Consider the following 23,816-nt stretch of genomic DNA (forward strand, 5'->3'; position numbering starts at 1 on the left):
GGCCGCCGGTCGCGACCGGTCCTGTCGCAACGTAGGTCGCTCGCCGCCCGGCCCTCCAGCCCCGGATTGGTGAAACCCGTGCGGAGCCGGGTCAGGTCCCGGCGGGCATGCGGGGCGTGGCGACGGCGGGCCGGCGCAGCGCGGACCGGAAGGCCGCGAGGCCGAGCGTCTCGCGCCACGACCACACCAGCGCGAGGTAGGCGGCCAGCGCGACCGCGGTGAGGGACGCGTCGGCGACCAGGCCGGGGTCGCGCAGCGCCATCACCACGCCGACGGCCCCGAAGCACCCGACCGCGGCCGCGCCGACGCGCACGGCCGGGCGGGTGACCGGCCACATGTCGAGCTGTCGACGGACCTGGACCAGCGGCAGCACGTTGCGCACCACGATCGCCACCGACCACGCGACCGCCGCGCCCCGGATGCCGTCGAGCGGGATCAGCACGAGGTTGAGCCCCACGTTGACCGCGAGCGCGACGGTGCTGTTGCGCAGGCTCAGCCAGCTGCGCCCGGCCATCAGCAGCACCGCGTCGACCGGTCCGCACGCGGTCGCGAGCAGCATCGTCAGCGACAGGATGACCACGACCTCCGACGCCACCGAGTAGCCGTCGCCGAAGACGTCCATCAGGGCGGGCGCGAACGCCGCCAGCACGAGGTAGAGCGGCCAGCTCGCGATCATGCTCCACCGGGTGGCGGCCTGGAAGACGGCGTTGGCGGCGCGGTCGTCGCCGCGCGCGAAGAGGGTGCTCATCTGCGGCGACAGCGCCTGCTGCACCGACTGGACGAAGAGCTGGCCGAGCACGATGAACCGGCTCGCCGCGGTGTAGAGGGCGGCCTCGGCCGGACCGGCGAGCGCGGCCACCATGACGATGTCGGAGCGCTTCAGCGCGGTCTGCGTGACGCGGGCGATCCCGCGCGCGGCCGTGTAGGACCAGAACTCGCGGGCCACGTCGGCCCAGCCGGTCGTCGCGACCTGGCCGCGCGCGCGGCGGCGCACGAGCCGCGACAGCCAGAAGGACGAGGCCAGCAGCCCGGGGACGTAGGCGAACGACCACGCCAGCGCCAGCACCGTCGGGCTGCCGTCCGACAGCCACGCGAGCAGGACCAGCAGCGACTGCAGCCCCAGCCGTCCGATGTTCTCCACCACGACGGTCGGGCGCATCGAGCCCGCGCCCCGGGTGGCTGCCACCACGAGGTCGTGCAGGGCGGCCACCGGGAGCACGATCGCCAGCACCCGCAGCATCCCGGTCATCGTGCCGGCCTGCGCGTCGCCGACCAGCCAGGGCGCCAGCGTGGGAGCCAGGGCGTAGGTCGCGGCGCCCACGCACAGCGAGAAGCCCAGGACCGGCCCGATCGCGACCGCGAGCGTGCGGCGCACGTCGCCCGCACGACCCGAGGCCAGCTGGGTGGGCAACCAGCGCACCAGACCGGTGTCGGTGCCGAGCAGCGCCACCGACTCGAGGATGAGGAAGGCGGCGGTGGCGGCGAACAGGGTACCGGCGACCTCACGGGAGAAGCCGTTGGTGACGATGACGACGAGCGCGACGCCGAAGAGCCCGCTGAAGCCGGCGCCGATCACGCTGACCGTGCCGCGGCGGGCCAGCCGCTGCAGCTGGCCGGCGTGGCCGGCGGTCGGGTCCGTCGCGTCGGTCACCGGCGCGACCGTGCCTTCGGGTCGTCGGCGGAGGACGTGGAGCCCTCCCGGCCGGCGGTCGGGCGCGCGGGCTGGTCCTCGCGTCCGGGAGGGGCAGGGTGGCGCAGGTCGCCGCGCCCGACCACGAGTGCGACCCGCGGTGAGCCCGAGGCGGCGGCCTCGGCGACCAGCTCGTCGACCTGACGGCGCCGGCTCCGGCCGGTGGACACCACGACCAGGCCGAGGTCGGCCGCCCCGAGGTAGGCCTCGTCGTCGGCCGGGCCCGCGTCGTCACCGGTGGGCACGTGCACGACGACCACGTTGCCCTCCTCGACGAGCGGGGCGAGCACGCCGCGCAGCCGCTCGGCGCTGAGCAGCTCGCGGCTCTCGGCGCCCATCCCGCCCCCGTCGAGCACGCTGAGCAGCGGCTCGACGGTCGGGCGGAGCACGTCGCGCACGTCGAGGCGCTCGTGCAGGAGCAGCTGGGCGAGCCCGTGCTCCTCGACCGCGACCTCGCCCGCTCCCGGGCCCTGGGCCGGGCGCACCAGCACGACCCGGTGGCCGGCGCGGGTGAACGACCCGGCCAGCGCCTCCGCGGCGCTCGCGTCCGAGGTGTCGCTCCCGGTGCCGACGACGCTGATCAGCTCGGGCCTGGGGTCGAGGGCGAGGACGGTGGTCCGGACCCGGCGCACCGCCGCGTCGACCTGCTCGCGGCGCTCCACCGCGCTGCGGCGCTGCCAGACGTGGTGCCGCGGCACCGCGGACACCACGGTGAGGCCTGCGTCGCGGACCTCGGCGACCGAGCGGACCGTGCCGCGCAGCCGCTCGAGGAGCAGGGCGAGCAGGAACCCGACGCCGAGCCCGGCGACGGCGCCTGCGACCGGCCACAGGAGGGTCGCGAGCAGCGGCGGCCCGGACGGCTCGGTCGCGGGCGAGACCACGGTCCCGGAGGGGGCGGTGAGGTTCTCCAGCGCGGTGCGCTGAGCGCGCAGGTTGACCAGCTCGTTGCGCAGCGCGTCGGCGAGCTCGTTGTTGAACGCGCGCTGTGCCGGCGTGCCCTTCTGGGCGGCGTTCGTGGCCGACCGGAGGTCCTCGACCGTGCGGACCGTCTGCGACTCCAGCCGCCCCACGCGATCGTCCTGCACCTGCTTGAAGCGGGCGTCGCGGTTCGCGAGGTAGGCCTCGGCGACCGCGTCGGCGACCTGGCGGGCGAGCTCGGGGTCGTCGGCGGTGTAGGAGATCTCCAGCACCTGGGTGCTCGGCGGGACGTTGACCTGGAGCCGCCGCGAGACACCGCGCACGGTCAGGCCGGTGCTGCGGTCGACGACCGCACCGAGGACGTCCTCGGACCTCACCATCTGGGCCTCGGTCTCCAGGCTGGTCTCCTGGTCCTGGCGCACCGACGACGGCGTGGACGAGAACGGGTTGCCGACCGACGGGTTCACCAGGATCCGGGTGGTGCTGGTGTAGGTCGACGGGGTCGTGGAGGCGTAGAGCCAGCCGCCGACGGCCCCGAGGACCAGCAGCACCGCGACCAGCGCTGCGTGGTGCCGCAGCGCCCGCGCGAACGGGACCCGGGGCGTGGCAAGGACGTCATGCGACATGGGCGTGCTCCTCGGGGTGGAACGGGAGGCGCAGGCCTCGCGAACGGTCTCGTGCGATGCCGGCCAGGCAGCCGACGAGCAGCCCGAGGGCCGCTCCTGACGTGGTGGGGACCTCGGTGTTGGCGTAGTCGGCCGTGCCGCGGTCGGGCGCGGGTGTGATCACCCGGGCCGGCTCGGCACGCGCCGCGCGCAGCTCGTCGAGCCGGGTCTGCAGCGCGAGGAGCGAGGCGAACAGGTCGTCGGACGACGCGACGACGACGCGCCGGGCCTGCTCGCGCGCGAGCAGGCTCTCCTGCGCGATCACGAGGAAGCGGAGCTGGCGGATCTGGTCGAGGGTCAGCGACCCGAGGGAGTCGCGCCGCACCCGGACCAGCGTGGTCGCCGCGGCGTCGGCGGCACGGGCGACCCGGACCGGGTCGGCGCCGCTCACCGTGACGTGCAGGACGTGGCTGCCGGCCGACGCCGTCACCGACAGGTGCTGCTCGCTGCGCGCCGCGCTCACCCCGAGCTCGTCGCCGACCGCGGAGAGCACGGCGGGGCTGCGCAGCAGCTGGGCGTCGGTGTCGATGCTGACCTCGGGCGGGGCCAGCTCGTCGACCGTCGGCATCACGTAGACCGGGACCGGCGTCAGCGAGACCGACGCCGTCGCGGAGTACGTGCTGGGCCGGGTCGTCGCCACCCCGACCCCCGCCAGCAGGCCGAGGCCCACGAGCGCGAGGAGCAGCGTCGCGTGCCGCCGCACGAACGCGGTGTAGTCGGAGGCACGCGGCAGCCCGGCGGGTGTCACGTGGTCCATGCGGGCCGCCGTCCCAGGAAGTCGGCGAGCGCCTCGTCGTGCGGCGCGAAGTGGTCGCGCAGCCGGGCGCGGGTCGCCGGCGCCATGGGGGCGCTCGGTCGGCCGTTCCAGCGGTCGAAGCGGTCGGGCATCACGACCGGCAGGCCGAGGAAGTCGAGGATCGCCTCGAACGTGCGCTCGGGGTGCTCGAAGAACGACTCGCTCTCGACCGCGTGCACCTGCTCGCGGGGGAAGTGCTCACCGATCCGCGCGAGCTGCTCGGCGTAGTGGCCGCGGCGGACGTAGGCGTGGTGGCGGTGGCTGGTGCTCTGGTAGAGCGGGTCGGCCAGCATCCGCTCCGCCTGCCCCTCCAGCCGCTCGTCCTCGAGGTCGAGCGCGCGCTCGAACTCCTCGGTCTCGAAGCCGCGGGCGTGCTCGTGCTTGTAGGCCGACCAGGCACGCTCGACCGGGTCGCGGAGCATGGCCAGCACCTTCACGTCGGGCAGGTGCTCGGCCATCCGCGCAGGCGCGCAGGGGTGGAACATGTAGTACCCGCTCGCCTCGAACGTGATCGGCTCGCCGTCGATGCCCCGGGCCCGCGAGCGCAGCGAGGCCCGCAGCGGGAAGTGCCCCTGGTACCAGTCGAAGCCGCGCTGGTAGTTGACGTCGAAGTAGTTGACGCCCTTGTGGTAGTTCGCGGAGTGGATGAGCGGGTGCGCCATGAGGGCCCGGAAGAGCGACGTCGTCCCCGCCCGCTGCGCACCGACGAGGATGAACGTCGGCAGCTGGCGGTGCGAGGCGGTCGCCGAGCCGAGCTGGACGGACAGGACGCGTCCGGCGGTCTTGACGGGGTGGGGCATCTGGCTGCGGATGGTCATGGTGCTCCGTTCGGTACGGGTCGGGGCCCGCGCAGCTGGTCCTCGAGGAGCGAGGTGATCCAGTCCGTGCGGAGCCGGAGGGCGGGCGTGGCGCCGTGCTCGAGAGCCTCGAGGTAGCGGGTGGCCATGTCGGCGAGGTAGAGCAGGAGGGTCAGGTGGCGGCGCTCGGCCGGCACGTCGAGCGCGGCGAGCCGCTCGTCGACGCCGGCGAGGAACGTCCGCTGCTGCTGCGCCGCGGCGCGCTGCCCGGGACGTACGGCCTGGGCGGCGAAGTGCAGCTCGTCGAAGCCGACCGGGACCCGGGGCTCGTGGCGCTCCCAGTCCCAGACGTGCAGCACGCCGTCGGTGACGCCCATGTTCCAGTGGCCCCAGTCGCCGTGCCAGCCGCCGAGCGCGACGGTCTCGCCGCCGTGCCGCTCGGCGAGGGTCTCCACCGCGTCGAGCACCCGCTCGGCGGGAGCGCCCCCGGTGACGCCGAGCACCCGCTCGAGCAGCCGGGTGAGGTGCGCGCTGTCGGCGACCGTCGTCTCGACGCGACCGTCGAGGTCGGTGACCTCGCGGGCGGCGGCGAGCCGCTGCCGCTCGGAGGCCCGTCCGCCGGACGGGAGGGCGGACATCACCAGGACCTCGAGGCCGGACCAGCGCCCGTGGTGCAGGACCTCGGGGACCCGGAAGGTGCTCGGGCGGTGGGCGGCCACCGAGGCCAGGGCCTCCGCCTCGCGGCGGACCAGGTCGGCGGTGAGGTCGTTGTGCCCGACCTTGGCGTAGCCGAGCACCGAGCCGTCGGCGGAGAAGACCTGCAGGACCGGCTTCTGGTTGACCCGGCGGGTCCCGAGCAGCACCCCGACGCGGACGTCGGTGCCGAGGCTGGCAGAGAGGTGGCGCTCGATCGAGTCGGCGTCGGGGCCCCCGCCCTGGACGGTGAGCCGCGGCCAGCCCAGCAGCGGGAAGGCCGGCGAGCGCAGCGACCGCTCGAGCACCCGGCGCGCGGGACCGGCCAGGCCGGCGCGCGACCCGCCGAGGCGCCGGACCATGACCGAGGAGCCGGGCAGGTCGGCGGGCACCAGCAGGCGCGGCCGCCCGCCGCTCGGGAAGAGGTACACGTCGCGGGTGTCCGAGCCGCTCGGTCCGCGGCGGCGCGACCGGGTGACCCGGGGCTCGTCCCACGGCTCGGGCCACAGCAGCCGCGCCACCTCCGCGGCGTAGGACGCGGACGCGGTGGGTGCGGGCGCGCTCACGACGCCACCTCCTCGAGCTCGACGGGCAGGTCGGCGCGCGCCATCAGCCCGATGGCGATCATGCTGGTGAACATCGCGGACCCGAGGGAGTCGTAGACGAAGAAGCAGAGCACCGTGATGATCAGGACCGAGCAGCCGGTGACGTCGAGCGGCGCCGGTCCCCGTGCGCGGCGCAGGAACTGGTGGGCGAAGAACGCCAGGCACAGGAACGTCCCGACGAACCCGGTGGTCAGCACCAGCCGCCACATGAACCCCTGGGTGCCGAGCGGCGGCGCGGCGCACTGGTGGCACTGCGCGGTCTCGCCACCCGCGAGCGAGCTGAAGCTGCCCTGCATGGTGCGGGTCGTGCCGTAGCCGACGATCGGTGACCCCTGCGCGGTGACCGACACGACCGTCTCGGCCGTGCCGGCACGTCGGCCGTTGCTGTGGGGCGTCTCCACCCGCAGCACGAGCGTGTCGTAGAGCGGCGAGGAGACGAAGACGATGCCGCCGATGAGCACCGCCGCGACCAGCGCCTGGAGTGCGCGGTAGCGGCCGTTGACGGCGAGCCGGAACGCGGCGTAGGCCGCGGCCAGGCCGAGCGAGATCCACAGGCCGCGGTTGAGGGAGAAGGTGATCGGGAAGACCGCCGCCACCAGCACCAGCGGGGCCAGCTTGCGCCGCCACCCGGCGTCGCGGCCGGTCCACGCGAGCACGAAGAACGGGAGGTAGAGGGCGATGTTGTTGCCCCACGCGTTGGAGTAGGGGAACGGCGCGGTCGGCCGCGGCTGGACGTAGCCCAGGAAGTCGCTCGACGACGACAGCGACGGGTGCACCAGGGTGCGCACGAAGTTCTTCGACGTCAGGCTGCGCGGGAGCAGCAGCTCCATCGGCGAGCGGAACTCCAGGGTGGGCGCCAGCATCGCGAGCACCCCGAACCCGGTGGTGACCACGAACATCCAAGCGAGGAGCCGCACCACGCGCTGCGTGGGCAGCTCGCGGGCGGTGTTGACGACGTAGAGCATCACGATCGTGATCGCGACGTACCAGCCCGCCCAGACCGCGAAGCCGGCCACCCGGCCGAGCCCGCCCCCGGGAACCGTGTCGGGGGCCTGCGCGTGCGTGACGAGGACGCCGACGAGCATCCAGACGAGGAACAGCAGCCACAGTGCGAAGCCGCGCGGCACGTGCAGGTCGCCCTTGCGGCGCAGGATGACGGCCATGGCGAGCGCCATCGCGAAGAAGATCAGCTGGGCCAGCCCGAGTGCCCACCACAGCGGGAAGCCGAGGTAGAGCACCGCCAGCGGCCAGCCCGGCCCGAGCAGGCGCCGCTCACGGGTGCCGGCGAGGGCGCGGGACGTGGGGACCAGCGCGGCGACGCTCATCGGGCCGCCCCCGTGCGGGTGCGGGCCGGCGTCCGGCCGACGTAGCCGTGGGTGAGCAGCTGCGGGAGCGTGATCGCGGTGACGACGCGCTGCGAGACCGGCGGCAGCGCGGTGTGCCAGGCGTCGTCGAGGCGCAGGTCGATGCGGCCGTGGACGAAGCGGGTGCGGCTGCCCGCGACGCCGTGGCTCGGGCCGAGCTCGACGCTGGAGGCGCCGACGTGGTCCAGGGCGCCCGGAGCCGGCGGCAGCCCGACCTCGCGCAACGCCCGCTCCACGGTCGTGCGCGGGCTGGCCACCAGGTCCTCGTAGCGCACCCGCGTCGCGTGGGTCGCGGCGGAGCCGAGCACGGACGACTCGGCCTGCAGCGCCGCCCACAGCACCGCGAGGCGGTGCGGGGAGTAGGTCCCCATCGCCTCGCCGTCCTGCGACTGCGGCTTGCGGATGTCGGACTTGCTCCACGAGCTCGCCACGCCGCGGGGGTCGCGGACCAGGTTGAGCACCCGCAGGTCGAGGCCCTCGATGCGGCGCAGCGCGAACAGCTGGGCCGTCGACTTGCTGGCGTCGACGACGACCTCGGCGCCCGACACCTCCGCGATCGCACGGTAGAGGCGGTCGTGGCGCTCGAGGTAGGTGTCGAGCTCGCGACGCGCGTCGGCCGGCATCGCGCCGGTCATCATCCGCGGGACGTAGCGCTGGCGCACCACGCGCGGCTGGAGCCGGGCCACCTCGTCGGTCACCTCGTCCCAGCCGCCGAAGGCCACCTGGCCGACCTCGGTCCAGAAGGGGCACTCCGAGAACGGGACGCCGCAGCCGCAGCGCTGGTCCTGGCGCGAGACGCGCGAGAACAGCGCGTTCAGCTCGCCGGCGTTGACCCAGCCCGGCTGCGCGCCCAGGACACGCTCCAGCAGCGTGCTGCCGGACCTGCCCACACCCACGATGTAGAGGATTGTCATCCTCAGCCCCTTTGCCTTGCGCCCCACGCGGCCCCTCGCTCGGAGGGGCCGGTGGCACGACGCTAGGCGGCTCGTCGCGACCCACCGGCCGGAGTCGCCGGGCATCCCCAATTCGGGGTAGCCGTCCCGTGCGGGTGGTCCCGCGGAGCGGGGTGATGGTGTGGCCTTGGGGGGTGAGGACCTCCACGACGATCCCCGCGCTGGCCGTGCTGGCGCTGCTCGCGGCCGGCTGTGGCGCCGACGGCACGCCGCCGGGGGAGCGCGCCTCGGTGCCGCCCGCCGCGGCACCGTCCATCGACACGTCGGGCGCCGAGCTCTGGCTGTCCTTCGACGACGAGCAGGCCGGCTTCGACGGGTCCCCCGAGTACGGCGACGCGCAGGGCGGGCTGATCGCCGGCCAGGTCGTCACCGCCAACGGCGGCGAGGTCCGCGTCGTCGCGGGCGCGGCCGGGCGCGGCGACGCACTGGAGTTCCCGGACGTGTGCGACGACTCCTCGGGGTGCCCGCGCGCGATGGTGGAGGTGCCGGCCGACCCGGCCCTCGACCCCGGCGACCGGGCGTTCTCCTACGGGGCGAGCGTCCGGCTGCCCGCGGACCGGACCGCGATCGGGTCCAACATCGTGCAGAGCGGGCGCTACGGCTCCGACGGCGACCAGTGGAAGCTGCAGGTCGACGGCGAGGAGGGCCTGCCCAGCTGCATCCTGCGGTCGGGTGAGGAGATCGTGAAGATCCGCTCCGAGACCTCGGTGGCCGACGACGCCTGGCACCGGGTCGTGTGCCGCCGCGACGCCGACGGCGTGAGCATCGAGGTCGACGGCGACGTCCACCGCAAGGCGGCCGCGACGGGGACGGTCCACACCGGCCTGCCGGTCCGGATCGGGAGCCCCGGCGTGGGCGACCACGACGACCAGTTCCACGGGACCATCGACGACGTCGTCATCGACGTCGACGGCTGACGGCCCCGGGATCAGACGGGTCGTGCCACCCAGTCCGAGGTGAGCTCGGAGGCGAACGCGGACTGCATCGACGGGCTCATCTCCCACGTGCCCTCCGGGGAGTTCAACCCCGAGTTGAAGTAGGACATCGACACGATGTCGTGCTCGCGGGCGTAGGCCGCCGCGTCGCGGATCCACTGCGCGGCCAGGCCGGGGTTCTGCGGGTCGTCGCGGCAGCCGTACTCGCCGATCACGATCGGGCGGCCCTCGAACCAGCCGAGCACCTCGTCCATCTTGCTGCCGAAGCTTCGCCACTCCTTGCGGTTGGCCGGTGACCACGGGTTGTAGACGTCGAGCCCCGCCACGGGGGCCTCCGGGACCAGCCAGCGGCCGGGGTCGACGTCGTGGCGCGACGGGTCGAAGGTCCAGTGCTGCAGCACCGGTGCCACCACGACCGTCGGCGCGAGGTCCGCCGCCATCGTCACCGCGCGGCGCTGCATGGCGGTCCAGTCGTCCGGGCTCATGCCCGGCGCGCCCGCGTCGTTCTCCGGCTCGTGGTGCAGGGTGAACAGCACCGTGCCACCGAGCCTGCCCAGCGGCTCCAGCATGCTGGCCAGCCAGGGGTCGCGCCGCCCGGCCGCCACGTCGGCCCAGGTGCCGTCGGCCTTGCTCGACACGTGCGGCAGGCGTCCGTTCGCGAGGTCGTCGCGGCAGCGCGCGACCAGCTGCTGGGCCTCGTTGCGGTCGGGCGCGAAGTAGGAGCGGTTGAGCGCCAGCGGCGTGCCGAGCTCCTGCTCCCAGCCGACCAGCGAGCGGTGGAAGGGGACCGACGCCCCGTAGTAGAGGTCGCCGGCGGCGGGCTGGCCCGGGAAGGCCGACGCGGTCGGCGACGGGGTGGCCCGCGCGGTGCGGGTGGGCCGCGGCGTGACGCTCGCCGGCGCGCTCGCGGACGGCCGGCTGCACGACGAGGCCAGCGCGGCCACCGCCGCGCCCGCGCCGAGGCCGAGCAGGCGCCGTCGTCCGATCTCCATGTCCCCGACACTAGGATTCTCGCCCGCGCCCCGGAAGGCGTTCACGCCTGAGTCCGGGTGCATACCCCCAATATGGAGGATCCCGACGTCGCCGCCGACCCGGCCGGACGTGGGTGCACCAGCCTGTGGGCATGGACGAAGCCGTCATCGAACCAGGCCAGCGCCGCAGCGGTCCGGTGCTGCTCGTGAGCACCCAGGGCGGCCACCTCACGCACCTGCTGGCCCTGCGCCCGTGGTGGGAGGGGCGCGACCGGCTCTGGGTGTGCCCGGCTACCCCGGACGTGGTGGACCGCCTCGACGGCGAGCGGCTGCGGCCGTCCTACCACCCGACCACCCGCAACGTGCCCAACCTGCTGCGCAACGCGGTCCTCGCGCTCCGCGTGCTGGTCCGCGAGCGTCCCGCGATCGTGGTCAGCGCCGGTGCCGGCGTCGCGGTGCCGTTCTTCGTCCTCGCCTGGCTGATGCGGATCCCGACGGTCTTCATCGAGGTCTACGACCGCGTCGACACCCCGACCATGACGGGCCGCCTCTGCGGCCCCTTCACCACCCGCCGCCTCGTGCAGTGGGAGAGCCAGCTCGCGTTCTACCCGGACGCCCACCTGGTCGGACCGCTGCTGTGAGCGCCCTCGTCCTGGCCCTCGCGGGCACCGACCACCACCCGTTCGCGCGTTTGGTGGAGTGGATGGACGCCGCCGCCGAGCGTCGTCGCGACGTGCGCTTCGTGGTGCAGCACGGCGCCGCTCCGGCCCCGCGCGTGGCCGAGGGGCACGGCTTCCTGGCCCACGACCACCTCTCCCGCCTCGTGCAGGAGGCCGACGCCGTGGTGTGCCACGGCGGGCCCGGCACCATCATGGACGCCCGCGCCGCCGGCCACGTGCCGCTGTGCGTGCCGCGCGACCCGCGCCTCGGCGAGCACGTCGACGACCACCAGCAGCGCTTCGTCGCCGTGGTCGGCGAGGTCGGCCTGGTCCGGCCGGTCGTCAGCCTCGAGGGCTTCCTCGCCGACGTCGACGGAGCGCTCCTGCTGGGTCGCGGCGGCCTCGCGAGCGAGGCGGGCGACCTGGCCCGCCGGGCGGCGCTGAGCCTCGCCGCGCAGGAGCTCGACCAGCTCGCCACCGTACGACCGCCGCGGATCCCGCGGCCGCGTCGCAGCCGGGCGGCGTTGCCGTCCGGCGGGAACTGAGGGGCGTCGGACGTGGGGGCACGGACGCAGCGCGTGAGCGTGGTCTACCTCGGCGGCTTCGGCCGCTCCGGGTCGACGCTGGTCGAGCGCGTGCTCGGCGCGGTGCCCGGCTGGGTCAACGTCGGCGAGGTCGTCGACCTGGCCCGCTCGGTCGCACCGCACGACGAGCTCTGCGGGTGCGGTGAGGCGTTCTCGTCGTGCCCGGTCTGGACCCGCGTCGGTGAGCTCGCGTTCGGCGGGTGGACCGACGAGGTCCTCGAGCGGATCCGCAGCGCCCACCGAGGCGCTGCCCGCCAGCGGCACCTGCCCGGGCTGCTGCCCGACCTGCCGCGACCGCGGCGTGTGCCCACCCCGTCGGCCGCGCTGGCCTCGCTGCGCTCCGACTACGCCGCGATCTACCGCGCCGTCGCGGAGGTGACCGGATCGAGCGTCGTCGTCGACGCCTCGAAGGGTCCGGCGCTGGGCCAGGCCCTCGCCGGTGCGCCCGGCATCGACCTGCGCGTGCTCAACGTGGTGCGTGACCCCCGGGCCGTCGCGTGGTCGTGGCAGCGCGAGGTCGCACGGCCGCACGACGCCACCGGCTCCGAGCAGATGTGGCGCATCCCCGCCCACCGCGCGGCCGCCCAGTGGAGCGGTCTGCAGCTGGAGATGGCCTCGATCGCCCGCTGGGGCGGCGTGCCGACCGCACGGCTGCGCTACGAGGACTTCGTCGCCGACCCGGTCGGCTCCCTCGTCGCCGCGACGACCGACCTGGGCCTGCCGCTCGCACCCGAGCAGCTGCCCGCCGTCGACGACGGCGCGATCCTGCTCGAGCCCAGCCACGGGCTGTCCGGGAACCCGTCGCGCTTCCGCTCCGGCGTCGTCCGGCTGCGGCGCGACGAGGCGTGGGCCAGCGAGATGCCGGCCGCCGCACGTGCGGTCGTCACCGGCCTCACGCTCCCGCTGCTCGTCGACTACGGCTATGCCCCCACCCCCCGCTCCGCCCCCGCCGTCGCCGGTGCGGCTGCGGGGACCGCTCCCGACAGGAGGACCGTGACGTGACCGCCGAGCACGCATCCCCGCTGGCCGACCCGGCCCGTCCGCTGGTCAGCGTCGTCGTCCCGACGCACGGCCGACCCGAGCTGCTGCGCGAGACGCTGGCGACCATCGTCGGCCAGGACTACGCCGGCCCCATGGAGGTCCTCGTCGTCCACGACGGCGAGCCCGAGGACCTCGGCCTCGCCGGGCTCTCCCGCCCGGGGCGCCAGGTGCGCACCACCGTCAACACCCGCACCCGCGGCCTCTGCGGCGCCCGCAACACCGGCGTCGCGGAGACCCACGGCAGCCTCGTCGCCAGCTGCGACGACGACGACCTCTGGGCGCCGAGCAAGGTCCGCAAGCAGGTCGAGCGGCTGCTCGCCGACCCCTCCCTCCTCGTCGTCGGCACCGGCATCAGGCTGCTGATGGGCGGCCAGCGCGGCGACGTCGAGTGGCCGGCGAGCGAGGCGGTCGTCTCCCACGACCGGCTGCTGCAGAACCGCGTCAAGGAGCTGCACAGCTCCAACCTGATGATGCGGCGTGAGGCCTTCGACAGCGTCGGCCCCTACGACGAGGACCTCCCGCACGGCTACGGCGAGGACTACGACTGGCTGCTGCGCGCCAGCCGCGTCGGTGGGGTGGGCGTGGTGCAGGAGACGCTCGCCGACATCCGCAAGGACATCCCGTCGTGGTTCCGCGACCGCTGGATCAACACGGCGACCGCGCTGGAGTACCTCCTCGCCAAGCACCCCGACTTCGGCGACCACCGCCGCGGCCACGCCCGGATCCTCGGCCAGATCGCCTACGCCCGCGCCAACGCGGGTGACCGGCGGGCGGCCGCCCGGATCGCAGGTCGCGCGCTGCGCCGCCACCCCGCCGTGCCCCACGCCTGGCTGGCGCTCGCCGCAGCCGGGCCGGGCGACCACCACCGCATGCTCACCATGGCGCGCCGCTTCGGAAGGGGACTCTCATGAGCCGTCTGCCCAACTTCCTCTACGTCGGGCCCGACAAGGCCGGGTCGTCGTGGCTGCACGAGACGCTGATCAAGCACCCCGACGTCTACCTCACGCCGTCGAAGGACCTCTACTTCTTCGACCGCTACTACGACCGCGGGATGGGCTGGTACGCCGCGCAGTTCAAGGACGCGCGCGACGAGAAGGTCGTCGGCGAGGTCTGCCAGGACTACCTCTTCCACCCCGAGGCCGCCAAGCGCATCCACCACGAGCTCGGCGACGTGTCGGTCATGGTGTCGCTGCGCGACCCGGTCGACCGGGCCTGGTCGTCGTACCTCTACATGCGCAAGCACGGCATCGGCCCCGACACCTTCGCCGAGGCGCTGCGCAGCTGCCCGGAGCTGCTCGAGCACGGCCGCTACGCCACCGGCCTCGACCGGTTCCTCGACCTGTTCCCGCGCGAGCGGGTCCACGTCGCGCTCTTCGACGACCTCGAGGCCGACCCGCAGCGATTCCTCGACGACGTGACCGACATGCTCGGCATCGCCCGCCAGCCGCTCGACGACAAGGAGCGCGAGGCCCGGCTGCCGGCTGCGAAGGCCCGCTCGGTGCACCTCGCCTCGGCCGTGCGCAAGGGCGCCGACTGGGTGCGCGAGCACGACGGTGCCCGCCTGGTGGGCGCGGTCAAGCGCTCGCCCCTGGTGCACCGGGTGCTCTACCAGCCGATCGACCGCTCGGCGGTGCGGCCCGACGAGCGCGACGTGCTGACCGTGCGCCGCGAGCTCGACTCCGAGGTGACTGCACTGGAGAGCACCTTCGGCCTCCGCCTGCGCGAGTCCTGGGGCTGGTAGCCCCCACCCTCGTGTCGCGGCGGCGGGACGTGCCCCCTTCCCGCCGCCGCGGCCGTCCAGCCCGTCCCGCCTCGCGCGGGGCGGGCTCTCTCGTGCGCGCCTCTCCGATCCGGCCCGGGCATCTGAGGACGTGGTGCAGCCCCCTTCGGCGCACGTGCGGCGAACGTGGTCCTGCATCGGCAACGTCGAGGGCGAGAAGCGCCACACGTGCGGCGCCGGTGCGGCCGCGTCGTACACGTGTCCGAGAACTTGCCCTCGAGCTGCTGGGCGAAGGGCGAAAGGTCGGACACGTGTGCCCGAACGGCCAGCACGCGACCTTCACGTATGGGTGTGTTGCGATCCGAACGCACGCCAATGCGAGTTGCGGGCGCCGGAGAAGGTGTACGAGCCACATTCTGTCGGCCAGGAATGCAGGTGGAGCACCGCTGGCGGTGCGCGTAGGCATACGTCCGCTCATGCGGCGACGCGTGCGGTCCGTACGAGCGCGACCGGGCCGCGAGGTTGCCCAGGAGTCGCCGTGCCCGGTGTCGGGAGAAGTGGCGCGAACCCGAGCAGACCGGCTGCGTGTCCTCAGTAGGCCCCGCGGTGGCCGAGCACCGCGCGGACGGTGCGCACGAGGATCCGCGCGTCGAGGCCGAGCGACCAGTTGTCGACGTACTTCAGGTCGAGGCGGACCGACTCGGCCCACGTGAGGTCGGAGCGGCCCGAGACCTGCCAGAGGCCGGTGACGCCGGGCTTCACGACGAGCCGGCGCTTGGGGTCGATGTCGTACTGCGCGACCTCGGAGGGCAGTGCGGGCCGCGGGCCGACCAGCGACATGTCGCCGCGGACGACGTTCCACAGCTGGGGCAGCTCGTCGAGGGAGTAGCGGCGCAGCCTCGCTCCGAGGCGGGTGATGCGCGGGTCGTCGGCGATCTTGAACAGCACGCCGTCCTTCTCGTTGGACGCGGCGAGGCCCTGGCGCACCGCCTCGGCGTCGACGCCCATCGAGCGCAGCTTGAGCATGGTGAACGGGACGCCGTCGCGACCGATGCGCTCCTGGCGGAACAGTGCGGGTCCGGGCGTCTCGAGGCGGATCGCGAGGCAGAGGACGGCCAGGACGGGCAGCGCGGCGACGAACGCGACCAGCGCGAGCGCCCGCTCGACGACGTCCTTGAGCAGGCGTCGCGGGCCGTCGAGGACCGGGCGCGTCACGTGGAGCACGTCGATGCCACCGGTGGCCACGACGCGGGTGCGCTGGGGCTCCACGTCGAGCAGCCCGGTGCCGAGGTAGAGCTCGGCACCCACGCCGGCGAGCGACCAGTGCAGGCGGCGCACCTCGGTCGGGGTGAGCCGGGCGCCGGGGAGCACGACGACGGCGTCGGCGTCGTGCCGGTGGGCGACCTGCGAGGAGGAGTCGAAGCCGACGTAGGTCGGCAGGTCGAGCGGCACCTTCGACCGGCGGGTGAGGCAGGCGGCGACGATCTCGTGGCGGTCGCTGAGCTCGAGCTCGATCATCGCCTCGCGCACGTCACGCGGTCGTCCGGCGAGGACGAGGCGGGGCCGGTGGCGCCTGCCGACGAGCAGCGACGGCACCGCGCTGGCCACGCTGAAGACCGCGACGAGCTCCGCGAGCGCGACCAGGTCGTCGGCGACCAGCCACGGCGAGACCGCGAGGGCCAGCACCGCGCCGCGCAGGCCGGTGGCGAGGACCACCCAGACGCTGGCGAAGCGGTCGTGGCCGAGCGGCGAGCGCCGGTAGTGGCCGGCCGAGAGCAGCAGCAGCGGCCAGGCCAGGGCGGACAGGAGGGCGACGGGAGCCGACAGCATGCCGGTCGCCGCGGCGCCGACCGCCAGCACCGACGCCAGCACCGTGTCGAGCCAGATCGCCCAGGCGGGTGCCCGCCGGGCGCGTGGGCTCGGCAGGGCGGACAGCTCGTCGTCGAGCGCTGCCAGCTCGGCAGCCTCCCAGGCAGGGTCCGCGGGCCGGTCGGAGACCGTCGGCGCGGACACCCTGAGCTCGGTCGACACCCGTGGAAGGGGGATCGGAGCTGCGAGCAGCTCGTCCTCCGGCGAGTCCACCCGGACCCGGGCCTGCGTCATCCCCACCACCCCTTCCAGGACCCCTCCGACGACCTCGTCGTCCGTGCTTCGAGCCTAGGAAACCGACACCCTCCGCGGCATGCCGCATATGAGCGAAAGCCCTGCAGGGAGCGGGTTCTGGCGTCGTCGCGGCGACCGGGAGATACCCAGTCGTGGGGATGGGCCGGGCCACCGGCGGACCCTACGCTCGTCACGTGCACCCCACGGGTTCACCGTGCTCGTCTTGTCCTCCTCCGGCCGTCTCGGTCGGGCGGACGCGAGGTCCCCACGTCTCGTCACAGCGACGACGGTGAACCACAGCGGCGGCCGAGGTTCCCCCTCCTCGGCCGCCGCGCAGGGTCGTGCCCGCGCGGCGGTCGGCCCGGGTCCGTCAGGGACGGGTGCTCGGCGCCGCCTCCACGACGGTGGCCCGCGGACGCGGGACGACCGGCGCGGCGCCGAAGAACGCGTGGTGCCACATCTCGAGGCTGAGCAGCGTCCAGAGCTGGAGGTCCTCGTGGACGCCACGGGCGGGCGACTCCACCAGGGCACGCACCGCCGCAGGGTCGAGCGCGTGGGACACCCAGGAGCCCGGCGCGGCGAGCCACTCGTGGGCGGTCTCGTGCAGGCCGCCGCGGAACCACGTGTCGAGGGGCACGCGCGGGACCTCGGTCCGAGGCTGGTCGATGACCTCCTCGGGCACGAGCGGCCGGGCCGCCTCCTCCAGGAGCCACCGGGTCGAGCCGGACCGCACCCGGACCGACGTCGGCAGCCGGAAGGCGAGCTCGACGAGGCGGTGGTCGAGCAGCGGCGGCCGCCAGGCCAGCGACCCGGCGGTCCACATCCGGTCCCCGCGCTCGAGGAGGTGGTCGGGCAGGAGGTGGCGTACGTCGTCGCGCACCTGCCGGTCGTAGGCGTCGGCGCCGGGCGTGGGCACCACGCGGCGCTCCGGCGGGGGAGCGGTGCCGAGCAGCCGCTGGCGCTCGGCGGCCGCGAACGGGGCGCCGAGGTGCCGCTCGACGCTGGCCCGGACCCGGCTGGGCAGCAGCGACGCGTGCGCGGCGAGCCGGCTCAGGCGTCGGTGCGGGAGACCGCCGAACAGCTCGTCGCCTCCCTCGCCGGAGAGCACCACCCGCACTGACCGCCCCGCGTCCTGGGCCAGGCCGAACTGCGCGACGTCGCAGGGGTCGGATATCGGCGCCTCGCGGTGCCAGGTGAGCCGGTGCCAGAGGTCCTCGAAGCCGTCGGCCCGCAGCCGGACCTCGTGGTGGTCGGTGCCCATCAGCGCCGCGGCGCGGCGGGCCCGGGCGAGCTGGTCGGGCGGGTGCACGTCGAGACCGACCGCGAACGACGGGAGCGGCGCGTCCCGGCGCAGCTGCTGCACCTCGGCAGCGACCAGGGCGCTGTCGACGCCGCCGGTGAGGTGCACGCCGACCGGCACGTCGGCCACCAGCGCCGCCCGGACCGCCTCGCGCACGCCGTCGCCGACGGCCTCGATCGCGTCACCGGCGGTCCAGATCCCCTCGGGATCGCTCTCGGGAGGCGTCCACCAGCAGGTCTGCTCGAGGTGGCCGCGCGGCGTGATCGCTGCCCGGTGCCCCGGCAGCACCTTCTTCACACCCGCGAACAGCGTGTCGGGTGCGGGCACGGTCCGCGTGGCGAGGTACGCGTCGAGGCTGCGCAGGTCGACGTCCACGGGCGGACCGATCGCCAGCAGCGCCTTGACCTCCGAGGCGAACGCGATCCCACCCGGCACGTGCCGGTAGTAGAGCGGGAGCACGCCGAGCCGGTCGCGGACCAGGTGGGTGACGCCGGTGCGCAGGTCGTGCGCGGCGATCGCGAACTGGCCGTGGAGGCGCTCGACGAAGCTGATCCCCTCCAGCGCGAGCCCGGCCACCACGGCCTCGGTGTCACCGTGGGTGCGGAACGGGTGGTCGAGCTGGGTGCGCAGGCTGGCGTGGTTGGCGATGGCGCCGTCGAGTGCCACCACCCACCGGCCGTCGGGGGAGTGCATCGGCTGGTGCGAGTGCTCCGTGTCGAGGACGGCCAGCCGCGCGTGGGCGAGACCGACGTCGGGCCCCACCCAGACCGACGACTCGTCGGGCCCGCGGTGCTGCAGCGTGCGCGACATCGTCCGCAGGGTGTCCGCGGCCGGTGCCGCCCCCGAGAAGGTCCGCAGGCCGGCGATGCCGCTCATGCGCCGAGCCGCCAGCCGACCTGGTTGGCCATCCCGACGGCGGCCAGCTGGGAGGACACCTCGAGCTTGTTGAGGATCGACTTGACCTGCGTCCGGACCGTGGCCTCCGAGACGACGCTGACGTGGGAGATCTCGCGGACCGTGCGTCCCTCGATCAGCGCGCCCAGCACCTGCCGCTCGCGGGGCGTCAGCAGGTCGAGCCGGCGACGCAGGTCGTCGTGCGCCCGGCGTTCGCGCGCCCAGGCGTCGAGCAGCGTCTCGAGCTCGTCGCGGTTGATCACCGGCAGCCCCTGGTGCAGGCGCCGGACCGTCGCGAGCGCCTGCTGGAGCGCGCCGCTCTTGGGCAGCACGCGCCGCGCCCCGAGGCGCATGCAGCCGCCCCACCTGCCGAGCTCCTCCGAGGCGGTCAGGACCACCACGTTGATGCCGGCCTTGGCCAGCGGCGCGACGAGGTTCATCCCGTCACCGAACCGGCCCAGGTCGAGGTCGAGGAACACCGTGCGCGGGTTGGCCCGCAGGGCCAGCGAGCGGATGGTGGCCATCGACCCGCCCTCCTCGGGCAGCTCGAGACGGCGTACGTCGTAGCCCTCGAGGGACAGCGCGAGCTCGAGCGACTCCGCGAACAGCACGTGGTCGTCGACGATGAGGACGCGGTGGTCAGCGCGCGACGTGCCAGCCATGGCTGCCTCCCACCGTCAGGTCGTTCTCGGTCGAGCGGCGCGCGGCCGGCAGCGAGATGACGAACGACGAGCCCGTCCCCTCCGTCGCCACGTCGAGCTCCAGGGAGCCGCCGTCCTCGGTCATCAGGCGTTTGGCCAGGTGGAGCCCGATGCCCTCGCCGGGCGCCTCACTGGCCCGCTCGCCCCACTCGAAGATGCGGGCGCGCTGGTCCTCGGCGATGCCCCGGCCGAAGTCGGTGACCCGGATGTCGACCGTCTCGTCGTCACGGGTGACCATCTCGACCACGCTGGTGTCGGACCCGCCGTGGGTGACCGCGTTGTCGACGAGGATGTTGACGACCTCGGCCAGGGCGTCGTAGCGGCCGTGGACGACGCCGCCGTCCGACTGCAGCTCGACGCGTCGGCCCTTGAGCCGCTGGAGCTCGAGGATCCGGTCGAGCGCGTCTCCATCGATGTCGGTGGTGGGCTGCTGCTGCCCGGCGAGCAGTCGCTCCATCCGGTCGAGCTCGGCGCGCACCGAGCGCCACAGGCGCTCACGCGCCTCGGCCGGCACGTCGGCGTTGTCCAGCAGGGCCGAGCCGCTCACCAGCCCGGCCATGGTGCTGCGCAGCTCGTGCATCCGCTCGCGCTGGTCGCGCGTGGTCGACACGAGGACCGAGTTCATCGCCTCGAAGCGGCGGTCGTCCTCCTCGGCGTTGCGCTGCAGGCAGGTCCAGGTGTAGCCGAACCAGGCGGCGCCGACGGCTGCCCGCGACAGCGTGGCCAGCAGCTCCCACTCGGTGCCGGAGAGCCCGGACCAGCGGACCGCGAGCCCGGACGACACGACGGCCACGGTCGCCACGACCAGGGCACGGGCCGTCGGGGTCAGCCCCCGCTGGCGCAGCACCAGGACCGCGGTCGCCACGTGCGTGGCCACCAGCACCCCGGCCAGGGTGAGCATCGCCGGCCGCGGCGTCTGCGACATCGGGAACTGCAGCACCAGGAACCCGGCCGCGGTGATGCCCATGCCGAGCCCGATGACGAAGCTGTCGTCGACCACGTGGTCGACGCGCCGCAGGCGGAGCAGCGGCGCCACCACGCAGGCCATGCCGAGCAGCGCGGCACCGAGCAGCAGCGTGAACGACATCGGGTGCCGCGGCGGCGGCAGCTGGAGCGCGAGCAGCGTCACGGCCAGCGCCTGGGCGGCGACGAGGGCACCGGTGCCCACGATCCAGCCGGCCAGCGGCCCGCCGTGACGTCGCCAGGTGACGAGCGCCGCGCCGACGGCCCCGGCGACGAACGCGCCGCTGAGCAGACCGTCGGTCAACGGCGGCAACGCCGTCTCTGTCGGCAGCGTGTTGAACGCGTGCCCGCCGCTCGATGCGACGCCGACCAGCACCAGGAGCCCGGCTGCGGCCGTGGTCGCCCCGACCACCCGCCAACCGTCCTCCGAACGATAGATCCCCTGCATTTCCTGCCCCCACCCACTGACACGTTCACTTGTATGTGCGTCCTGCTGTCCGAGGGATGTCCGCGGTTCCCATGCCACGGCCCCGAGTCGTGGCCCGCTGTCCCCGGTGCAGATTGGAACCCCCACAAATGGGGATGTTCCAGCGATTGTGGGGCCCTACCGAGATTGTGGTAGCCCCGGTCTGGTCCGCACCCTCCAGAGGTCCAGCAGTCTTCGTCAAGGACCCCCTCAGAACCGTCCTAGGGCGAGGGAACTCCGCGTCACGAGTGCGTCATCCGACCCCCTCGACGAGGGGTCGACGGACCCCGGACGTAGGCGGCCGCGGGTCGCTCGGGGTCGCTGCGCCGGGCCGGCGTCCCTCCCCAATTCGGTGCACGTGCGCCCCGGGTGGACACCTGCCCGCCGGTGCTGCGTCAGAGTGCGGACAACGCGTCAGCGAGGCCGCACGACGCCACGACGAAGGCCGCGAGGAGGCCGCGATGAGGGAGGTGCCATGTCGACGCGCGCAGCGCAGGAGGGCGTGACCGACCCCGCACCCACGCCCGTCGCGTGGGTGGTGTCACCGCACGACCTGGTGGCCCAGGCAGTGGCCGAGGCGCTGCGCACGACCGGTGCGCCCGCGGAGTTCCACGCGTGGGACCAGCTGCTCGAGCCGCACGAGGGCGAGGCCGGCGACCCGCCCGGGGCCGGTCCGACGGACCACGTGATGGTGATCCTCGACGGTGTCGACCGCCCACGCGCGGTCGAGGAGGTGAGCCGCTTCGTGGCGCGCGGACGGGCCCGGGTGGCCGTGGTCACGTCGGCTCCGAACGCCCTGGTCTGGGGTGGCCTGCTGCAGGGGAGCTCGGTCGACGTCGTCACCGTGACGACCTCCGTGGAGCAGCTCGGCGACATGGTGCGCCGCTTCGTCGCGGGCGATCCCTTGATGGACCCAGAACGTCGCAAGGCCTTGCGGGCCGACTGGTTGGACGCTCTTGACAAGAGGCACCACCTCCTGACCCAGATGCGGGGCCTGTCACGCCAGCAGCTGCGCGTCCTCGAGCTGCTCGCCTCCGGGCGCCGGGTCCCCGAGGTCGCCGAGGTGATGGGCATCGCCGACGGCACCGTGCGCAGCCACGTCAAGACGTTGCGCAGCAAGCTCGGCGCCCGCACGCAGCTCGAGGCGGTGGCGATGCTGCGCCAGGTGCACGAGGTCGGCGACGTCGGGGAGACCGGCGACCTCGTCCCGCGGCCGCGGGTGGCGCGGACGGGTCCGTTCGGCCACCTCGCGACGCCGATAGGATCGCGTGCATGATCGATCCCTCCACGCTGGACGACCACGCCTTCGCCGTCTGGGCGGCCGAGCGAGCAGGCACCGTGCTGCTCGACGTCCGCTCCCGGGCGGAGGCCGATGGCCTGGAGGGCAAGGCCCTCAAGGACGCCGGTGACGCCGCCGCGCAGGCCGAGCTCGACCGGGTCCTCACCGCGCACCGTCCCGATGACGCCGTGCTGTCGGAGGAGGCGGCCGACGACAAGTCGCGCCTGACCGCGAGCCGGGTGTGGATCATCGACCCGCTGGACGGCACGCGCGAGTTCTCCGAGCCGCCGCGTGACGACTGGGCCGTCCACGTCGCGCTCTGGCAGGATGGCGACCTCGTCGCCGGTGCCGTCGCCCAGCCGGCGCTGGGGGAGACCTTCTCCACCGGACGGCCGAGCGTCGTCCCGCCCCGCACCTCGGACCGGCCGCGGATCGCGGTGTCGCGCAGCCGGCCGCCGGCCTTCGTCGAGGCGCTCGCCGCCGAGCTCGACGCCGAGCTCGTGCCGATGGGCAGCGCCGGCGTGAAGGTGATGAGCGTGGTCCGTGACGTCGCGGACGCCTACGTCCACGCCGGCGGCCAGTACCAGTGGGACAACGCGGCGCCGGTCGTCGTCGCCCGCGCGGCCGGGCTGCACTGCAGCCGCGTCGACGGGTCCGACCTGGTCTACAACGAGGACGACACCTCGCTGCCCGACCTGATCGTGTGCCGCCCCGAGCTCGCCGAGGCGATCGTCGACTTCGTCCGGCGCCACGGCACCGACTGACGGGGCCGCTCACGGGACCGGGTCTCGTGACGGTCGCTGCGCGACCTCCTCGACCACAGGGGACCATCAGTGCACGAGCTTGAGCCCGACGATGCAGCCGACCAGCCCGACGAGCAGCAGCGCCTTCGTCACCGAGAGCGTCTCGGCGCCGGTCACCACGGCGACCGCGATGGTGAGCACAGCGCCGATGCCGACCCAGACGGCGTACGACGTGCCGACCGGCAGGGTGCGCATCGCGTAGCCGAGCCCGGCCATGCTCAGCAGCAGCGCGACGCCGAAGGTCACCGTCGGGACGAGCCGGGTCAGCCCCTCGGACCGGCTGAGCGCCGTGGCCCAGACGGCCTCCAGCACCCCGGACAGGACGAGCACGATCCACGACATGGCCATCTCCTCGACGGCCGTCTTGTCGCGTTCCCGGTACGGCTCCCTCGTCGGGTCGCCCGCTGGTCGGGCGTGCTCCGACGCTCCCACGCAGCGACGTGGACGGCAACTCGCGGAAACCGGTTGCCGGGCCCCGGCGGCCTTGCGAGCGTGGGGCCATGACCTCCTTCGTCTCCCACACCACCGTCGACTGCCGCAACGCCTACGAGCTCTCGGAGTGGTGGAAGCAGCTCCTCGGCTACGTCGACGTCGACGGCGACCCCAACGAGCCGGGCCACGAGGAGTGCATGATCCTCGACCCCGAGACCCGGCACCACGTGCTGTTCATCGAGGTCCCCGACGCCGAGCTGCCGGCCAAGCGGATCCACTTCGACCTGCGCCCGCGCACCGGCACGCGGGACGAGGAGGTCGAGCGCGTGCGGGCGCTGGGCGCCACCCAGGTCGACGACCAGCGCGGGACCTACGGCCCCGGGACCGGGTGGGTCGTCTTCGCCGACCCCGAGGGCAACCAGTTCTGCATCCTGCGCTCGCAGGCCGAGGTGGACGCGGGCCCGCCGCCGCCCGCGGGGTGAGC

At 74.2% G+C, this 23,816-nt stretch carries 21 protein-coding genes, 1 pseudogene and 1 riboswitch; of the genes and pseudogenes, 9 read left to right on the top strand and 13 right to left on the bottom strand.

All coding sequences use genetic code 11. The features are described from left to right. Positions 1-91: 91 nt before the first annotated feature. The 7 genes and pseudogenes from KDN32_RS02940 to KDN32_RS02970 form a co-directional block, all read right to left on the bottom strand. Positions 92-1,651 carry an oligosaccharide flippase family protein gene (locus KDN32_RS02940; protein ID WP_211730619.1) on the bottom strand — a complete coding sequence of 520 codons (1,560 nt, stop codon included), beginning with the start codon at positions 1,649-1,651 and terminating at the stop codon, positions 92-94. Then, complete coding sequence (locus KDN32_RS02945) at positions 1,648-3,234, bottom strand: Wzz/FepE/Etk N-terminal domain-containing protein (RefSeq protein ID WP_211730620.1); 1,587 nt, start codon at positions 3,232-3,234, stop codon at positions 1,648-1,650. Before KDN32_RS02945 ends, KDN32_RS02940 begins: the two co-directional genes overlap by 4 nt. Beyond that, positions 3,224-4,030, bottom strand: coding sequence for a GumC domain-containing protein (locus tag KDN32_RS02950; protein ID WP_211730621.1), 807 nt, complete (start codon positions 4,028-4,030; stop codon positions 3,224-3,226). Before KDN32_RS02950 ends, KDN32_RS02945 begins: the two co-directional genes overlap by 11 nt. A gap of 146 nt (positions 4,031-4,176) precedes the next feature. Then, positions 4,177-4,887, bottom strand: a pseudogene (locus KDN32_RS02955) (sulfotransferase family protein); the annotation flags it as partial. Next, a complete protein-coding gene (locus KDN32_RS02960) occupies positions 4,884-6,125 on the bottom strand; it encodes a protein kinase family protein (RefSeq protein ID WP_211730622.1) in 1,242 nt (413 codons plus the stop codon). The pseudogene KDN32_RS02955 and the gene KDN32_RS02960, both read right to left, overlap by 4 nt. Next, positions 6,122-7,489 (bottom strand): hypothetical protein, encoded by a 1,368-nt coding sequence (locus tag KDN32_RS02965; RefSeq protein ID WP_211730623.1) that lies wholly within the window; start codon positions 7,487-7,489, stop codon positions 6,122-6,124. The genes KDN32_RS02960 and KDN32_RS02965 overlap by 4 nt, the downstream gene beginning before the upstream one ends. After that, a complete protein-coding gene (locus tag KDN32_RS02970) occupies positions 7,486-8,442 on the bottom strand; it encodes a sulfotransferase (protein WP_211730624.1) in 957 nt (318 codons plus the stop codon). Before KDN32_RS02970 ends, KDN32_RS02965 begins: the two co-directional genes overlap by 4 nt. A 173-nt stretch (positions 8,443-8,615) precedes the next feature. On the opposite strand from KDN32_RS02970, the gene KDN32_RS23170 reads away from it, so the two are divergent. Further along, positions 8,616-9,398, top strand: a complete 783-nt coding sequence (locus KDN32_RS23170; RefSeq protein WP_211730625.1) for a laminin G domain-containing protein — start codon at positions 8,616-8,618, stop codon at positions 9,396-9,398. 11 nt (positions 9,399-9,409) lie between these two features. On the opposite strand, the gene KDN32_RS02980 is transcribed toward KDN32_RS23170, so the two are convergent. Next, on the bottom strand, positions 9,410-10,408 hold the full coding sequence (locus tag KDN32_RS02980) for a hypothetical protein (protein ID WP_211730626.1): 999 nt from the start codon (positions 10,406-10,408) through the stop codon (positions 9,410-9,412). A gap of 131 nt (positions 10,409-10,539) precedes the next feature. On the opposite strand from KDN32_RS02980, the gene KDN32_RS02985 reads away from it, so the two are divergent. Genes KDN32_RS02985 through KDN32_RS03005 form a run of 5 tightly spaced genes read left to right on the top strand, consistent with a single transcriptional unit; the run spans position 10,540 to position 14,412 of the window. Further along, positions 10,540-11,028 carry a glycosyltransferase family 28 protein gene (locus KDN32_RS02985; protein WP_211730627.1) on the top strand — a complete coding sequence of 163 codons (489 nt, stop codon included), beginning with the start codon at positions 10,540-10,542 and terminating at the stop codon, positions 11,026-11,028. Continuing rightward, positions 11,025-11,591 carry a glycosyltransferase gene (locus KDN32_RS02990; protein WP_211730628.1) on the top strand — a complete coding sequence of 189 codons (567 nt, stop codon included), beginning with the start codon at positions 11,025-11,027 and terminating at the stop codon, positions 11,589-11,591. The genes KDN32_RS02985 and KDN32_RS02990 overlap by 4 nt, the downstream gene beginning before the upstream one ends. A gap of 12 nt (positions 11,592-11,603) precedes the next feature. Beyond that, positions 11,604-12,632: a sulfotransferase gene (locus KDN32_RS02995; protein WP_211730629.1), complete on the top strand. Its 1,029-nt coding sequence runs from the start codon at positions 11,604-11,606 to the stop codon at positions 12,630-12,632. After that, positions 12,629-13,582 (top strand): glycosyltransferase family 2 protein, encoded by a 954-nt coding sequence (locus KDN32_RS03000; RefSeq protein WP_211730630.1) that lies wholly within the window; start codon positions 12,629-12,631, stop codon positions 13,580-13,582. Before KDN32_RS02995 ends, KDN32_RS03000 begins: the two co-directional genes overlap by 4 nt. Then, positions 13,579-14,412 (top strand): sulfotransferase family protein, encoded by an 834-nt coding sequence (locus KDN32_RS03005; RefSeq protein ID WP_211730631.1) that lies wholly within the window; start codon positions 13,579-13,581, stop codon positions 14,410-14,412. Before KDN32_RS03000 ends, KDN32_RS03005 begins: the two co-directional genes overlap by 4 nt. A 570-nt stretch (positions 14,413-14,982) precedes the next feature. Here the strand turns inward: KDN32_RS03005 and KDN32_RS03010 are convergent. The 4 genes from KDN32_RS03010 to KDN32_RS23175 all read right to left on the bottom strand — a co-directional run bounded on the left by KDN32_RS03010 (position 14,983) and on the right by KDN32_RS23175 (position 20,764). Next, the gene (locus tag KDN32_RS03010) at positions 14,983-16,494 is read right to left on the bottom strand and encodes an exopolysaccharide biosynthesis polyprenyl glycosylphosphotransferase (RefSeq protein WP_211730632.1); all 1,512 of its coding nucleotides are present in this window, start codon (positions 16,492-16,494) and stop codon (positions 14,983-14,985) included. A gap of 370 nt (positions 16,495-16,864) precedes the next feature. Then, positions 16,865-18,670: an asparagine synthase (glutamine-hydrolyzing) gene (asnB, locus tag KDN32_RS03015; protein WP_211730633.1), complete on the bottom strand. Its 1,806-nt coding sequence runs from the start codon at positions 18,668-18,670 to the stop codon at positions 16,865-16,867. After that, positions 18,667-19,350, bottom strand: coding sequence for a response regulator transcription factor (locus KDN32_RS03020; RefSeq protein ID WP_211730634.1), 684 nt, complete (start codon positions 19,348-19,350; stop codon positions 18,667-18,669). The genes asnB and KDN32_RS03020 overlap by 4 nt, the downstream gene beginning before the upstream one ends. Then, positions 19,328-20,764: a sensor histidine kinase gene (locus tag KDN32_RS23175; RefSeq protein WP_211730635.1), complete on the bottom strand. Its 1,437-nt coding sequence runs from the start codon at positions 20,762-20,764 to the stop codon at positions 19,328-19,330. The genes KDN32_RS03020 and KDN32_RS23175 overlap by 23 nt, the downstream gene beginning before the upstream one ends. 529 nt (positions 20,765-21,293) lie before the next feature. Between KDN32_RS23175 and KDN32_RS03030 the strand changes: the two genes are divergently transcribed. Further along, entirely contained in the window at positions 21,294-22,094 is an 801-nt protein-coding gene (locus tag KDN32_RS03030) for a helix-turn-helix transcriptional regulator (RefSeq protein ID WP_211730636.1), read from the top strand. Then, positions 22,091-22,861: a 3'(2'),5'-bisphosphate nucleotidase CysQ gene (locus KDN32_RS03035; RefSeq protein WP_211730637.1), complete on the top strand. Its 771-nt coding sequence runs from the start codon at positions 22,091-22,093 to the stop codon at positions 22,859-22,861. Before KDN32_RS03030 ends, KDN32_RS03035 begins: the two co-directional genes overlap by 4 nt. Before the next feature lie 66 nt (positions 22,862-22,927). On the opposite strand, the gene KDN32_RS03040 is transcribed toward KDN32_RS03035, so the two are convergent. Beyond that, positions 22,928-23,242: a DMT family transporter gene (locus KDN32_RS03040; RefSeq protein WP_211730638.1), complete on the bottom strand. Its 315-nt coding sequence runs from the start codon at positions 23,240-23,242 to the stop codon at positions 22,928-22,930. Between the two features lie 12 nt (positions 23,243-23,254). Continuing rightward, positions 23,255-23,319, bottom strand: a riboswitch (guanidine-III (ykkC-III) riboswitch). 81 nt (positions 23,320-23,400) lie between these two features. On the opposite strand from KDN32_RS03040, the gene KDN32_RS03045 reads away from it, so the two are divergent. Beyond that, positions 23,401-23,814, top strand: coding sequence for a VOC family protein (locus KDN32_RS03045; protein WP_211730639.1), 414 nt, complete (start codon positions 23,401-23,403; stop codon positions 23,812-23,814). Positions 23,815-23,816: the final 2 nt, after the last annotated feature.

Source organism: Nocardioides palaemonis (assembly GCF_018275325.1).
Classification (GTDB): Bacteria; Actinomycetota; Actinomycetes; order Propionibacteriales; family Nocardioidaceae; genus Nocardioides; species Nocardioides palaemonis.

Excerpts from the sequence above, each read along its gene's own strand:
- KDN32_RS02965 (WP_211730623.1), bottom strand. The coding sequence starts at position 7,489 with ATGAGCGTCGCCGCGCTGGTCCCCACGTCCCGCGCCCTCGCCGGCACC.
- asnB (WP_211730633.1), bottom strand. The coding sequence starts at position 18,670 with ATGAGCGGCATCGCCGGCCTGCGGACCTTCTCGGGGGCGGCACCGGCC.
- KDN32_RS03045 (WP_211730639.1), top strand. The coding sequence starts at position 23,401 with ATGACCTCCTTCGTCTCCCACACCACCGTCGACTGCCGCAACGCCTAC.
- KDN32_RS02980 (WP_211730626.1), bottom strand. The coding sequence starts at position 10,408 with ATGGAGATCGGACGACGGCGCCTGCTCGGCCTCGGCGCGGGCGCGGCG.
- KDN32_RS03020 (WP_211730634.1), bottom strand. The coding sequence starts at position 19,350 with ATGGCTGGCACGTCGCGCGCTGACCACCGCGTCCTCATCGTCGACGAC.
- KDN32_RS02945 (WP_211730620.1), bottom strand. The coding sequence starts at position 3,234 with ATGTCGCATGACGTCCTTGCCACGCCCCGGGTCCCGTTCGCGCGGGCG.
- KDN32_RS02950 (WP_211730621.1), bottom strand. The coding sequence starts at position 4,030 with ATGGACCACGTGACACCCGCCGGGCTGCCGCGTGCCTCCGACTACACC.
- KDN32_RS03035 (WP_211730637.1), top strand. The coding sequence starts at position 22,091 with ATGATCGATCCCTCCACGCTGGACGACCACGCCTTCGCCGTCTGGGCG.
- KDN32_RS03005 (WP_211730631.1), top strand. The coding sequence starts at position 13,579 with ATGAGCCGTCTGCCCAACTTCCTCTACGTCGGGCCCGACAAGGCCGGG.
- KDN32_RS03030 (WP_211730636.1), top strand. The coding sequence starts at position 21,294 with ATGTCGACGCGCGCAGCGCAGGAGGGCGTGACCGACCCCGCACCCACG.
- KDN32_RS02970 (WP_211730624.1), bottom strand. The coding sequence starts at position 8,442 with ATGACAATCCTCTACATCGTGGGTGTGGGCAGGTCCGGCAGCACGCTG.
- KDN32_RS03040 (WP_211730638.1), bottom strand. The coding sequence starts at position 23,242 with ATGTCGTGGATCGTGCTCGTCCTGTCCGGGGTGCTGGAGGCCGTCTGG.
- KDN32_RS02985 (WP_211730627.1), top strand. The coding sequence starts at position 10,540 with ATGGACGAAGCCGTCATCGAACCAGGCCAGCGCCGCAGCGGTCCGGTG.
- KDN32_RS03010 (WP_211730632.1), bottom strand. The coding sequence starts at position 16,494 with ATGACGCAGGCCCGGGTCCGGGTGGACTCGCCGGAGGACGAGCTGCTC.